14 protein-coding genes are annotated in these 12512 nt (G+C 62.2%); 6 read left to right on the top strand and 8 right to left on the bottom strand.

Annotated elements, in window-relative coordinates; all coding sequences use genetic code 11:
- Positions 1-13: 13 nt before the first annotated feature.
- The 6 genes from BN1079_RS01945 to BN1079_RS01920 are packed head-to-tail and all read right to left on the bottom strand — an operon-like array spanning position 14 to position 5951.
- Entirely contained in the window at positions 14-979 is a 966-nt protein-coding gene (locus BN1079_RS01945) for a glucokinase (RefSeq protein ID WP_037021933.1), read from the bottom strand.
- Positions 976-2805, bottom strand: a complete 1830-nt coding sequence (edd, locus tag BN1079_RS01940; RefSeq protein WP_037021932.1) for a phosphogluconate dehydratase — start codon at positions 2803-2805, stop codon at positions 976-978. Before edd ends, BN1079_RS01945 begins: the two co-directional genes overlap by 4 nt.
- Before the next feature lie 4 nt (positions 2806-2809).
- Positions 2810-3550 (bottom strand): SMC-Scp complex subunit ScpB, encoded by a 741-nt coding sequence (gene scpB, locus BN1079_RS01935; RefSeq protein WP_037021931.1) that lies wholly within the window; start codon positions 3548-3550, stop codon positions 2810-2812.
- A 21-nt stretch (positions 3551-3571) separates the two neighbouring features.
- Positions 3572-4393, bottom strand: coding sequence for a segregation and condensation protein A (locus BN1079_RS01930; RefSeq protein ID WP_037021930.1), 822 nt, complete (start codon positions 4391-4393; stop codon positions 3572-3574).
- Between the two features lie 54 nt (positions 4394-4447).
- Entirely contained in the window at positions 4448-5071 is a 624-nt protein-coding gene (locus tag BN1079_RS01925; protein ID WP_037021929.1) for an L-threonylcarbamoyladenylate synthase, read from the bottom strand.
- A gap of 13 nt (positions 5072-5084) precedes the next feature.
- Positions 5085-5951 (bottom strand): PHP domain-containing protein, encoded by an 867-nt coding sequence (locus BN1079_RS01920; protein WP_037021928.1) that lies wholly within the window; start codon positions 5949-5951, stop codon positions 5085-5087.
- A 371-nt stretch (positions 5952-6322) separates the two neighbouring features.
- Between BN1079_RS01920 and BN1079_RS01915 the strand changes: the two genes are divergently transcribed.
- The 5 genes from BN1079_RS01915 to BN1079_RS01895 all read left to right on the top strand — a co-directional run bounded on the left by BN1079_RS01915 (position 6323) and on the right by BN1079_RS01895 (position 9748).
- A complete protein-coding gene (locus BN1079_RS01915) occupies positions 6323-6622 on the top strand; it encodes a YciI family protein (protein ID WP_037021927.1) in 300 nt (99 codons plus the stop codon).
- Between the two features lie 61 nt (positions 6623-6683).
- Positions 6684-7076 carry an SH3 domain-containing protein gene (locus BN1079_RS01910; protein WP_037021926.1) on the top strand — a complete coding sequence of 131 codons (393 nt, stop codon included), beginning with the start codon at positions 6684-6686 and terminating at the stop codon, positions 7074-7076.
- A gap of 18 nt (positions 7077-7094) precedes the next feature.
- The gene (locus tag BN1079_RS01905) at positions 7095-7772 is read left to right on the top strand and encodes a response regulator transcription factor (protein WP_037021925.1); all 678 of its coding nucleotides are present in this window, start codon (positions 7095-7097) and stop codon (positions 7770-7772) included.
- 131 nt (positions 7773-7903) lie between these two features.
- Positions 7904-8314 (top strand): Spy/CpxP family protein refolding chaperone, encoded by a 411-nt coding sequence (locus BN1079_RS01900; protein ID WP_037026540.1) that lies wholly within the window; start codon positions 7904-7906, stop codon positions 8312-8314.
- Between the two features lie 78 nt (positions 8315-8392).
- Positions 8393-9748: a sensor histidine kinase gene (locus BN1079_RS01895; RefSeq protein ID WP_037021924.1), complete on the top strand. Its 1356-nt coding sequence runs from the start codon at positions 8393-8395 to the stop codon at positions 9746-9748.
- Between the two features lie 51 nt (positions 9749-9799).
- Here BN1079_RS01895 and BN1079_RS01890 read toward each other — a convergent pair whose 3' ends face one another.
- Positions 9800-10372: a nitroreductase family protein gene (locus BN1079_RS01890; RefSeq protein WP_037021923.1), complete on the bottom strand. Its 573-nt coding sequence runs from the start codon at positions 10370-10372 to the stop codon at positions 9800-9802.
- Positions 10373-10494: 122 nt separating this feature from the next.
- Positions 10495-10866, bottom strand: coding sequence for a YkgJ family cysteine cluster protein (locus tag BN1079_RS17210; RefSeq protein ID WP_074436815.1), 372 nt, complete (start codon positions 10864-10866; stop codon positions 10495-10497).
- Between the two features lie 188 nt (positions 10867-11054).
- Between BN1079_RS17210 and BN1079_RS01885 the strand changes: the two genes are divergently transcribed.
- Positions 11055-12506: a TrkH family potassium uptake protein gene (locus BN1079_RS01885; protein WP_037021921.1), complete on the top strand. Its 1452-nt coding sequence runs from the start codon at positions 11055-11057 to the stop codon at positions 12504-12506.
- The last annotated feature ends 6 nt before the right edge of the window (positions 12507-12512 follow it).

Raw genomic sequence — 12512 nt, 5'->3', positions numbered from 1 at the left:
ACGAAGCGGCCTGCTAGTAAGACATGCTCTCCAGTTGCTGCTGTAAAGCGACGCCGGCGCCTTCCAGGCCAGAGTACTCGGCTGTCACCAACCAGACCGGAACATTGTCAAAGTAGCGACTCATACGGCCCTTGTCGCGCAGGCTCCGACTGAAGCCGCTGCGGGCGAAGAACTCGGCAAAGCGCGGCACGATGCCACCGGCGATATAGACGCCACCCTGCGCGCCCGTGGTGAGGACGTTGTCGCCGGCAATTCGACCCAGCCAGACGCAGAATTGTTCCAGCACGGCTTCGGCGTAGGCGTCGCCGGCCAAGGCGGCAGCTGTCACTTCCATGGGCGAGGCCAGGCGAGGCTGTTTGCCGTCGAGCACACAGCTGGTGCGATAGAGCGCCAGCAAGCCGCTGCCACTGAGCACAGCTTCGGCATTTACATGGCCGAGCTCTGCGTGCAGGCAGCCCCATAGCGCCGCTTCCCGAGCCGAGCCGACCGGCAGGCAAACGTGCCCACCCTCTCCCGGCAGCGCTCGCCAACCGCCATCGGTCAAGGGCAGCAGTGTAGCCACGCCAAGCCCGGTACCAGGTCCGACCACCAGCCGCGGCCTGCCAATTTCGGACTGGCCAGGGCAGATTTCGATCAACTCGCCGTCGCGCAGACGGGTCATGCCCAACGCCATGGCAGTGAAGTCATTGATCAGCAGCAGGTCGCGCAGCCCAAGCTCACGGCAGAACGCCTGACGGCTCAAACGCCAGTGATTATTGGTGAAGACAAATTCATCCCCAGACACCGGACCTGCGCAGGCCAGGCACACCGACTGCAGCGCTTCGACCGGCTGCCCGATGTCTTGCAGATAGGCGCGAATAGCGGCTTCGACAGACGGAAAGTCAGCGGTTGGCAGCACCCGCACCGCCTCGACGTGCTGCCCGTTCCACAACGCAAAGCGGGCGTTGGTGCCGCCGATGTCGCCTACCAGTGCTGTCACTTGAGTGCTTCCAACGCTTCGGTGAACACGCTGGCGCCCTTCTCCGCCGGGCTGAAGGCCGTGCGCAGGAAGCCGAACAGTTCTCGCCCGCAACCGATACCCAGATCGCTTGGTGCCACCGCCGGCTCACGGCTGGCGAACTCAGCCTGATCGACCCGCACGCTCAGCTCTCCCGTTTCGCCGTCGACGCGGATGACATCGCCGTCACGCACCCGGCACAACGGGCCGCCATCGAGCGCCTCGGGGCTGACGTGAATCGCAGCCGGCACCTTGCCGGATGCGCCGGACATGCGCCCGTCGGTGACCAGCGCCACCTTGTAGCCACGATCCTGCAGCACGCCGAGAAATGGCGTCAGCTTGTGCAGCTCGGGCATCCCATTGGCCTTCGGGCCCTGAAAGCGCACCACGGCGACAAAGTCTTTTTCCAGCTCGCCATCCATGAATGCCTGGGCCATTTCGCTCTGGTCGCTGAACACCCTTGCCGGCGCCTCGACCACACGATGCTCCGGTGCCACCGCGGAAATCTTGGTTACCCCGCGGCCCAGATTGCCTTGCAGCACGCGCAATCCACCTTCGGAAGAAAACCCCCGTTCAGCCGGCCGCAGAATCGCCTCATCCAGGCTGTTGGTCGGTCCTTCTTTCCACACCAGAGCCCCGTTCTCCAGGAACGGCTCGCGGGTGTAGCGGCGCAACCCCTGCCCCACGACCGTATGGACATCCTCATGCAACAGCCCAGCATCCAGCAGGGTGCGCACCATGAAGGGCACACCGCCGCAGGCATGGAAGTGGTTCACGTCGGCCTGCCCGTTGGGGTAGACCTTGGCCAGGGTCGGTGTCACCGCCGAAATATCAGCCATGTCCTGCCAGGTCAGCTGGATGCCGGCGGCCTGGGCGAATGCGGGGATGTGCAAGGTATGGTTGGTCGAGCCGCCTGTCGCGCACAGTGCTACCACGGAGTTGACGATGGCCTTCTCGTCGACGATCTGGCACAGCGGCATATAGTTGCCGGACTGCGGTGTCAGACGGGTCACCTGGCGTGCCGCCTCACGGGTAAGCTCGTCGCGCAGCGGCGTGTAAGGGTTGACGAAGGAGGAGCCCGGCAGATGCAGGCCCATGATTTCCATCACCACCTGGTTGGTGTTCGCCGTGCCATAGAAGGTGCAGGTACCGGGGCTGTGATAGGAGAGCATTTCCGACTCCAGCAACTCCTCGCGGCTGGCCTTGCCTTCGGCGTAGCGCTGCCGCACCTCCGCCTTCTGCTTGTTGGGAATGCCCGAAGGCATCGGACCGCCGGGAACGAATACTGCCGGTAGATGACCGAAGCGCAACGCGCCGATCATCAACCCCGGAATGATCTTGTCGCAGATGCCCAGATACAGCGCCGCATCAAACATGTTGTGCGACAGGGCAATGGCCGTCGCCATGGCAATCACTTCGCGGCTGGCCAGGCTCAGCTCCATTCCCGCCTCGCCCTGGGTCACGCCATCACACATGGCCGGCACGCCGCCAGCGAACTGCCCGACCGAGCCAAAGTCACGCAGCGCCTGCTTGATGATGTCCGGGAAATGCTCGTAGGGCTGATGCGCCGAAAGCATATCGTTGTAGGCCGAGACGATGGCCACGTTGGCTTCGTTCATCAGGCGCAACTTCTGCTTGTCACCAGCCGAAGCGCAACCCGCCACGCCATGCGCAAAGTTGGCGCACTGCAAGCTACCGCGATGCGGCCCCTCGCTGGCAGCGGCAGACATCATCGCTAGATAACGCTGTCGTGTGGGCCGGCTGCGCTCGACCAAACGCTCGGTAACCTGTTGTATCTGCGCATGCATGGCATTACTCCCGGTTCGTGGTTTGAGGCTCGTCAGGCAGATCGTCGAAATCAGTCTTCAGGCCGCTTTCCATATTGTCCAGTTCCTGCAACAGACTGCGGAAGCTGGGTTTCTCATCTGGTGTCTGCATCGGCGCAGCGAGGTCGGCACGCGCCTGCAGGGCGTCTGGCACCGGTGCGTCTTCTTCGTCCAGGGCCAGCGGTGCAGGTTCCATCTCACGCAGTACCGCCAGCGGCGGCAACTCGTCGAGGTTCTTCAGATTGAAATGGTCGAGAAATTGCCGAGTGGTGGCGAACATTGCCGGACGCCCCGGCACTTCGCGGTGGCCGACCACACGTATCCACTCACGCTCCAGCAACGTCTTGACGATCTGGCTGTTGACCGCGACGCCACGGACATCTTCGATCTCGCCACGAGTGATTGGCTGGCGATAGGCGATCAGCGCCAGAGTTTCCAGCAAGGCCCGGGAATAACGCTGCGGCCGCTCTTCCCAAAGCCTCCCGACCCAGGGTGAAAAGCGCGCACGCACCTGCAAGCGATAGCCACTGGCGACTTCCTTGAGTTCAAAAGCACGCCCCTTGCAGGACTTTTCGAGCACCTCCAATGCTTTGCGCAACTGCGCGTTGGAGGGACGCTCGGCCTCCTCGAAGAGTTCGCTTATGCGCTCGATGGACATGGGCTTGCCGGAAGCCAGCAACAGCGCTTCCAGCAGCGCAGCGAGGTCCTTGGGTTCGGAAAGGTTCACAACCAGACTCCTAGGATTGCGTCATTCGGTGCGCAGACGCACATGGATCGGCGCAAGAGGCTCGTTCTGCACCAGTTCGACCAGCGATTCCTTGACCAACTCCAGCACCGCAATGAAGGTGACCACCACACCGGCGCGGCCCTCTTCGGCGCTGAACAATGCGACAAAGGGCACGAAAGCGCCACCCTGGAGACGCTCCAGCACCAGGCTCATGCGCTCGCGGGTCGACAGCGCCTCACGACTGATCTGATGGCTCTCGAACATGTCGGCGCGGCGCAGCACCTCGGCCATGGAAAGCAGCAGCTCTTCCAGACTGATACTCGGCAACAGCTTGCGCGCACGGGCTTCTGGTGCTTCCAGGCGCGGCACATGGAGTTCGCGCCCGACTCGCGGCAGCTCATCGAGGCCCTCGGATGCGGCCTTGAACCGCTCGTATTCCTGCAAACGGCGAATCAGCTCGGCACGCGGGTCAACTTCGTCCTCCTCGGACGCGGTGGAACGCGGCAACAACATGCGCGACTTGATTTCAGCCAGCATCGCGGCCATCACCAGGTATTCGGCGGCGAGTTCCAGACGCACGCTTTTCATCAGCTCGACATAGCCCATGTATTGGCGAGTGATCTCTGCCACGGGAATGTCGAGGATGTCGATGTTCTGCTTGCGAATCAGGTACAGCAACAGGTCCAGCGGGCCTTCAAAGGCTTCGAGAAAGACTTCAAGGGCATCCGGAGGAATGTAGAGATCCTGCGGCAGTTCGTTGAAGGCCTCTCCGTAGACCAGCGCCAGCCGCAGCTGCTCACCGGGCAGGGTATCGACGGCCTCGGCCTCGGCTTGCTGCGACATGCGTGCTCCTGGCAGGGTGGTTTCCTTCGTTATATCCAACTAGGCGTGACTTGCTCAGGAGATGAATGGTGCAGGATCACCGCAGCCGACACGCACCACTTCGGGGTCGCCATCAACCAGGCTGATGACGGTCGAGGCTTCAATACCGCCGTAGCCACCATCGATAACCAGATCCACCTGATGCTCAAGCACATCGCGCATTTCGTAGGGATCACTCATCGGCTCGGCCTCACCCGGCAGAATCAGGCTGACACTCATCAATGGCTCACCAAGCTCAGCCAGCAAGGCCTGGGCAATGGGCAGCTTCGGTACTCGCAAGCCTATGGTGCGACGCTTGGGATGCAGCAGCATGCGCGGAACTTCACGGGTGGCGCTAAGAATGATCGTGTAGGGGCCGGGCAGATGCGTCTTGAGCAGGCGGAAGGCCGCCGTGTCGACCTTGGCGAACAACCCGAGCTGAGACAGATCGCGGCACACCAGGGTGAAGTTGTGCTTGTCATCGAGCTGGCGCAGACGCCGGATGCGTTCGATACCCGACTTGTTGCCCATGGCGCAGCCGATGGCGTAGGACGAATCGGTCGGGTAGACCACCACACCGCCCTGACGAATGATCTCTACCGCCTGCTTGATCAATCTGACCTGGGGGTTTTCCGGATGAATCTGAAAGAATTGGCTCACGGCGACTCCCTGTTCAGCGGGCAAAAGACTTGTCTGGTTCATGCTCGAAATGCCTCCAAATGGGCTGCAAATCGTCCGGTAGAGCACGGTACATCCCCAACTCCGACCAATCGCCCGGCGCATGGAAATCACTGCCGAGACTGGCCATCAAACCGAATTCCCTCGCCAGAATCGACAGCCCCCCCACCTGCTCCAGCGGCTGCATGCCGTTGACCACTTCCAGGGCGTGACCACCGCCCTGGGCGAAATCAGCAACCAGTCGGCGGCGTTTGCTACGGGTGAAATCGTACTGCCAGGGATGCGCCAGGCTGATCCAGGCACCCGCATCGCGCAAGGTGCTCAGGGTTCCCTCAAGGCTTGGCCAATGCTGTTTCACATCGCCGAGCTTGCCCGATCCGAGCCATTTACGAAACGCCTCGGCATGATCCCGCACATGCCCGGCACGCACCAGAAACTCCGCAAAGTGCGGGCGAGCCGGCGCGTTGCCGCTGTCGCCCCGCTGCTGCTGTACCTCGCGCGCGCCCTCAAGCGCACCCGGCATGCCCTTGGCAGCCAGGCGCTGGGCAATCAGTTCGGCGCGTTGCCAACGGCCAGCATGCAACTTGGCGATGGCGTTTTTCAGCGCACTCGCCTCCGGGTCAAAGGCATAGCCGAGCACATGAATGGTCGCCCCATTCCATTGGCAGGACAGCTCAATGCCGCTGACCAGGCGGATACCCAGCGAATCGGCAGCGGCGCGGGCCGCACCAAGTCCTTCGAGGGTGTCGTGATCGGTCAGGGCAAGCAATTCGATCCCACGCGCATGCGCCCGTTCGACCAGTACCTCAGGGGCCAGGACACCATCGGACGCGGTGCTGTGGCAATGCAGATCGACAATCATTCGGGTGCTCATTCTCCAAAGACGTAGCGGTTGCCATGTTGGACCACTACCGCCTGTTTGCGTGCCTCCACCATCACGGGCACTCGCATGCATCGCGAACAGATCCGCCAAAAACTCAGGGCGTTCAGCGTCTCAATTGTGTTCCGCCAAAAATGCAGTTTCCGTATTATGCCGGCAGTCCATGCTCGTGGCTCGCGCCGAGATTGAATCAGCCGCTTCATGAAGCCTGTTCACGGCGCCCTCCAGCACATGCGAAAAACATAGGGTTGATGCATTAAATTGGCCAAAAGCCCCATATACAGCTCATCATGTTGCGCCATCCAACTGCCACCAGCGCAGCACTTACTACGCACTCGATCATAGGAGACACCATGCTCTACGCCATCATCGCCACCGACCTGCCCGACACGCTGCAAAAGCGCCTCGACTCCCGCCCGGCTCACCTGGCGCGCCTCGACCAGCTGAAGAGCGAAGGCCGTCTGGTCCTGGCCGGCCCGCACCCAGCCGTAGACAGCAATGATCCTGGCGCCGCCGGCTTTACCGGCAGCCTGGTCGTGGCAGAGTTCGAGTCCCTGCAGGCCGCCGAGCAATGGGCCGAAGCCGATCCCTACAAGGCCGCCGGGGTCTATGGCCCGGTCATCGTCAAACCGTTCAAGCAGGTTTACCCCTGATAGCGTTTGCAGTCTGAGGTCGTGGCAGCCCACGACCCATAAAAAGGAAAGAGGAGTTCCGATGCGCCAAGGTTCGCTGTCCCTGCTGCTTGCGCTGTGTCTTGCTTCACCGCTGCTACATGCCGAAGAAGAAATGGCCGCTCCAACCGAGCATCAGCCCCTACCCGTACAGACTTCAGCCGAACACGAACCGCAGCGCACAGAGCCTGACCGCCGCACCCCGGCAGTCAGCGCCGAACAGATGCAGTTGGCTCAGCTGCGTCAGGAAAATCGACGCCTGCGCATTCAGCTGCATGAAGAACAGGCGAAGCTTCAATCGCACTCGCAACCAGAGCCGCAACTGCTCAACGAGCAACAGCAGTGGTTCGCCATTGGTGGCGGTGTCGGAATGCTGGGGTTCCTGCTGGGCGTGCTGACCACGCGCAGCGGCCGCCGCCGGCAATGGTTGAACTGAACCCATACGAGCGAAGGCATGAGCGAACTGCTGTTGATAGATGACGACCAGGAGCTCTGCGAGCTGCTGGTCAGCTGGCTGGCCCAGGAAGGCTTCGTCGCCCACGCATGCCACGACGGCCAAAGTGCCCGGGCAGCGCTAAGCGAACATCAGCCCAGTGCGGTAGTACTCGATGTGATGCTGCCCGACGGCAGTGGGCTGGAGCTGCTCAAGCAGCTGCGCAGCGAGTATCCCGACCTGCCCGTACTGATGCTTTCCGGTCGTGGCGAACCACTGGACCGCATCCTCGGACTTGAGCTGGGCGCTGACGACTACCTGGCCAAGCCCTGCGACCCGCGCGAACTTACCGCTCGCCTGCGGGCCGTCCTGCGCCGCAGTCAGCCGACCAGTACGCCGAGCCAGCTGGAGCTGGGCGACCTGTGCTACAGCCCGGCGCGTGGCGTGGCCAACGTGGGCGAGCACGAAGTATCGCTAACCCTGTCCGAGGGCCGTATTCTCGAAGCATTGCTCGCGCAACCTGGCGAGCCCCTGGACAAACAGGCCTTGGCGCAGCTAGCCCTCGGGCGCAAGCTGACCCTCTACGACCGCAGCCTGGACATGCACGTCAGCAATCTGCGCCGCAAGCTCGGACCGCACCCGGACGGCCGCCCACGAATCGTCGCCCTGCGCAGCCGCGGTTACCTTTACGCCTCCTGACCGGCTTTACCGAGCCTTTACCCTGCCCTGACCGCCGCTGACCTTGCGCTGCGTAAACTGAGCTCATCCGGTCAAGGCAGCACCATCGCCTCTGATGCAGACCGGTTTCCATACACAGGAGAACTCTCATGATGCGTAAAACTCTTATTGCCCTTGCCTTTGCTGCCAGCATTCCTGCCGTTGCCCTGGCGATGCCCGGCGCCGGTCATGGCCACCATGGCGGCAAGCACGGCTCGCACATGTTCGAGCAACTCGACCTGAGCAAGGAGCAGAAGCGCGACATGCGCAAGCTGATGGGCGAGCAGATGAAGAACCACCACGATATTACCCAGCGCTATCTGAACAAGCTGCCCGAAGCCGAGCGCAAGGCCATGCAGGATGAGCTGAAGACCAGCAAGCAGGAAACCCACAAAAAGATCCGCGACCTGCTCAAGCCAGAGCAGCAGAAGCAGTTCGATGAAATGCACACGAAAATGGAAGCCAAACGCGCCGAGCGCGCCGAATTCCAGAAGTGGAAAGCCGAACGCGACAGCAAGAACTGATAGCAACACCAACATTGAAGCCCCTCCCACTCTGGTAGGGGCTTCAGCCCGCTAGCCCTGTTTTGGAGTATCCATCCGGTGCGATCCCTGTTCTGGCGCATTCTTGCCACATTCTGGCTGGCCATTGCCCTGGTCGCCGGGCTGGCGGTTTTGTTGGGCCATGCGCTGAATCAGGACACCTGGATCGTCAACCGCCATCCTGGCGTCAAGCAGCTCTCGCAGATCTGGACCGAGGTCTATGAACGCCAGGGCCCGATAGCCGCGCAGTTCATGCTGGAAAGGCACCGACATCGTTTCCATATCGATGTACAGGTGCTTGCCGAAAACGGCCAGCCAGTCATACGTGGCACCTTTCCCGCCCGCGCAGCCGCATTCGAGGCCCGCCAGCAAAACCAAGCTGGGCGTTTGCCGTGGCGACGCCTGACCACCGACTACACAAGTCCGCTGTCTGGCGAAACCTACCTGTTCATCTACCGCATCCCCAATACCGAGCTGCACGCCTGGCATCGCGACAGCCTGTTCTGGCCGTTGAGCGCCCTGGGCATCGCACTGATCGTACTGACCGGCTTCAGCTTGCTTTTGACCCTGTCCATTACCCGCCCACTGGATCGCCTGCGCAGCGCGGTGCATGACCTGGGGCAAACCACCTATCAGCAGAACTCCCTCGCCCGACTGGCCACCCGTCGTGACGAGCTGGGGGTGCTGGCCAAGGATTTCAACCGCATGGGCGCTCGCCTGCAACGCCTGATTGGCAGCCAGCGCCAACTGCTGCGCGACGTCTCCCATGAGCTGCGCTCGCCATTGGCACGACTGCGCATCGCAATTGCCCTGGCCGAACGCGCCACCCCAGCCGAACGCGAGGTCATCTGGCCGCGACTGGCCAAGGAGTGCGACCGCCTGGAAGCGCTGATCAGTGAAATCCTCGAACTGGCCCGGCTCGACGCCGAACCTGGCGCGGCAAGCCCAGTCAGCCTGCAACCGATTTTTCAACAGCTGGTGGAAAACGCACGCATCGTAGCGCCCAACCAGCGGATAGACAGCCAGGTGCAGGACGGTGTCTCCCTGCGCGGCTGGCCCGACATGCTCGAACGGGCGCTGGACAACCTGCTGCGCAATGCCCTGCGTTTCAACCCCGAAGGCATGCCCATCGAACTCCGTGCCCAGGCCGACGCCAACTGGCTGATCCTGACCATTCGCGATCACGGCCCCGGCGTGGATGACGAGCACCTTGCCCGGCTTAGCGAACCCTTCTTCCGCGCCCCTGGCCAAACCACTGCGGGCCACGGCCTGGGCCTGGCCATCGCAAGACGCGCCGCCGAGCGCCACGGCGGTGAGCTATTGCTGAGCAACCATCCCCAGGGCGGCTTCGTCGCCACTCTGAAGCTGCCGCGCAATTCACCACCGGAACAGGTCAGGCCGCTCGAACAAGCGTGACCGTAGAACCAAATTATCCAACCAACGAGCCTTGTAGGCGAACGAACTCGGCTACAGGCTACTTTCGCCGCTCCACTGCTCGACAAAATCCTTCGGCTCCAGTGCTGGCGGGATGCGCAGGCCACCCTCCGGCGTCCCGAGATAGATAAAACCAAGCAGCTGCTCACCCGCCGTCAGGCCCAGACCTTCAGCCACATGCCGGTCATAGGCAAACTCTCCGGTGCGCCACACCGCACCCAGCCCCTGCGCATGGGCCGCCAGCAGCAGCCCGTGAGCGGCACAGCTGACGGCTAGCAACTGTTCGACCTCTGGCACTTTCGGGTGTGGTACCGGACGCGCAATCACAGCCACCAGCATCGGTGCCCGCAGAGGCATCTTGCGCGGCTTCTGCAACACCTCTTCGGAAGCGTCCGGCTGGCGCAGGCGCAAGGCTTCGGCAAACAACTCACCCAACCTATCACGCGCCTGCCCTTCGATAGTCAGGAACCGCCAGGGCCGCAACTGCCCATGATCGGGCGCCCGCAGAGCCGCACGAAACATCAGCTGCAGCTGCTCGGCGCTCGGCGCGGGCTCGACCAGCCGGGTAACCGAAACACGATTGAGCAACAGGTCAAGCGCATCCATCCAGAATCTCCTCATTCAACTTCGCCACGACAACTGCCTATCGAGGCTCAAGAAGAGACAGCTTACCGGCGATGGCCCGAACTCCGAAGCCCGGCCGGCATGGAACGCGGAATGACAGGCCCTCACGCCACCCGATCGGGCGATGCCTGCGGTGACAACGGTGGAGTCAGCGGTGGCAGACCGTGGGCGGCTCGAGCGGCGTCACAGTGGGCATTGTGCTGACCGTCGACCCAGGACGCTTCGAATTCACGGCAAGTACTCGAGCGCTGTTCATAAAGGGTACAGCGCACCCCGCAGCCCACATCGCCCAACAGCCCGACGCAGCGCGCCGGCTTGCTCTCAGTGCCTTGCATCGCAACGTGGAACGGGCTGACCTGCACGGTTATCCCGTCGGGAACCGTACCACCAGACGAGACACATTCGCCCCAAAAGAAAGACACTCGAAAATACGCGCAGCAGGCACCGCAGGTGAGGCAAGGATTGTCGGTCGACATGAATGATGAGCACCAGAAAGCCGGCAAAGGGCCGGCGCCAAGCGGACATTTTATTCACCTGGATAAATTCCGGAGAAGCCCCTCTAGAGGTCAAACAAAAGATTTTTTTGCGCACTCGACGAGCGGTGTACTGGCGTAGCCACAAGGGTAGAATGGCGTCCTTCGTTTAGTGCCGAGTTCGTACCATCATGGCCTTGCCGACGCTGCGCATCATTGGTTTCATTCTCGGCATCTTCCTCATCACCCTGGCCGTCAGCATGGTGGTTCCAATGCTGGCGTTGCTGGCGTTCGAGCGCACCGACGATCTCACCGCATTCATCTGGGCCAGCCTGATCACCTTCGGTAGCGGCCTGGCACTGGTCCTGCCCGGCAGGCCACGCAATACCAACTTGCGCCCACGCGACATGTACTTCCTGACCACGGTGAGCTGGCTCACGGTGTGCTGCTTCGCCGCCCTGCCGATGATGCTGATCCACCACATCAGTTACACCGACGCCTTCTTCGAAACCATGTCCGGTATCACCACCACAGGCGCCACGGTGATTTCCGGCCTGGACGCAGCCTCTCCGGGGTTCCTGATGTGGCGCTCTCTGCTGACCTGGCTCGGCGGCATAGGCTTCATCGGCATGGCGGTAGCCATCCTGCCGTTGCTGCGGGTGGGGGGCATGCGGCTGTTCAAGACCGAGTCCTCGGACTGGTCAGAGAAGGTCATGCCGCGCTCGCATATGGCCGGCAAGTACCTGATCGTGATCTACCTGGCCATCACCCTGCTCGCCTTCATTGCCTTCAGGCTCGCCGGCATGGACAACTTCGATGCCATCAACCACGCCATGTCCACCGTGGCCACCGGCGGCTACTCCACCTCGGACGCCTCCCTCGGCCAGTTCAGCAATGCCTCGCACTGGGTAGCCATCGTTTTCATGATCATCGGCAGTCTGCCGTTCACCCTGTACGTCGCCACCGCACGCGGCAACCGCGGCGCGCTATGGCGGGACGAGCAGGTACGTGGGTTCCTTTTGCTGCTGACCACCACCAGCCTGTTGTTCAGCGCCTGGTACTGGCTCAAGCATGACGACAGCCTGCTTGACTCGCTGCGTATCGTGACCTTCAGCGTGGTGTCGGTCGTCACGACCACGGGCTTCGCCGTGGATGACTACACCCAGTGGGGCGGCTTCGCGGTGATGGTGTTCTTCTATCTGACCTTTATCGGCGGCTGCTCAGGCTCGACCTCCGGCGGGCTGAAGATGTTCCGCTTCCAGGTGGCCTATGCCCTTTTGCGCGCCAACCTGCAGCAGCTGGTGCACCCGCGCGCGGTCATCCGGCAGCAGTACAACCGGCACAATCTGGACGAGGAAATCGTCCGCTCGATCCTGACCTTTTCCTTTTTCTTCACCATGACCATCGGCGTTCTGGCGCTAAGCCTGGCGCTGCTCGGGCTGGACCCGCTGACTGCCCTTACCGCTGCGGCTTCGGCGGTATGCAACGTAGGGCCCGGGCTTGGCCCGGTCATCGGCCCGGCGGGGACCTACCAAAGCCTGCCGGATGCGGCGAAATGGCTACTATCGGCCGGCATGCTGCTCGGACGGCTGGAGATCATTACCGTACTGGTGCTGCTGACTCCGGCCTTCTGGCGCCACTGAACCCTT

It is taken from the genome of Pseudomonas saudiphocaensis, assembly GCF_000756775.1.
GTDB classification, from domain to species: Bacteria; Pseudomonadota; Gammaproteobacteria; order Pseudomonadales; family Pseudomonadaceae; genus Stutzerimonas; species Stutzerimonas saudiphocaensis.
Note: the sequence above shows the minus strand (reverse complement) of the source record. Positions and strands in the feature narration are given on the sequence as shown.

Coding starts and splice junctions, on each gene's coding strand:
- BN1079_RS01885 (WP_037021921.1), top strand. CDS start 11,055: ATGGCCTTGCCGACGCTGCGCATCATTGGTTTCATTCTCGGCATCTTC.
- BN1079_RS01900 (WP_037026540.1), top strand. CDS start 7,904: ATGCGTAAAACTCTTATTGCCCTTGCCTTTGCTGCCAGCATTCCTGCC.
- edd (WP_037021932.1), bottom strand. CDS start 2,805: ATGCATGCGCAGATACAACAGGTTACCGAGCGTTTGGTCGAGCGCAGC.
- BN1079_RS01905 (WP_037021925.1), top strand. CDS start 7,095: ATGAGCGAACTGCTGTTGATAGATGACGACCAGGAGCTCTGCGAGCTG.
- BN1079_RS17210 (WP_074436815.1), bottom strand. CDS start 10,866: ATGTCGACCGACAATCCTTGCCTCACCTGCGGTGCCTGCTGCGCGTAT.
- BN1079_RS01915 (WP_037021927.1), top strand. CDS start 6,323: ATGCTCTACGCCATCATCGCCACCGACCTGCCCGACACGCTGCAAAAG.
- BN1079_RS01910 (WP_037021926.1), top strand. CDS start 6,684: ATGCGCCAAGGTTCGCTGTCCCTGCTGCTTGCGCTGTGTCTTGCTTCA.
- BN1079_RS01920 (WP_037021928.1), bottom strand. CDS start 5,951: ATGATTGTCGATCTGCATTGCCACAGCACCGCGTCCGATGGTGTCCTG.
- BN1079_RS01890 (WP_037021923.1), bottom strand. CDS start 10,372: ATGGATGCGCTTGACCTGTTGCTCAATCGTGTTTCGGTTACCCGGCTG.
- BN1079_RS01930 (WP_037021930.1), bottom strand. CDS start 4,393: ATGTCGCAGCAAGCCGAGGCCGAGGCCGTCGATACCCTGCCCGGTGAG.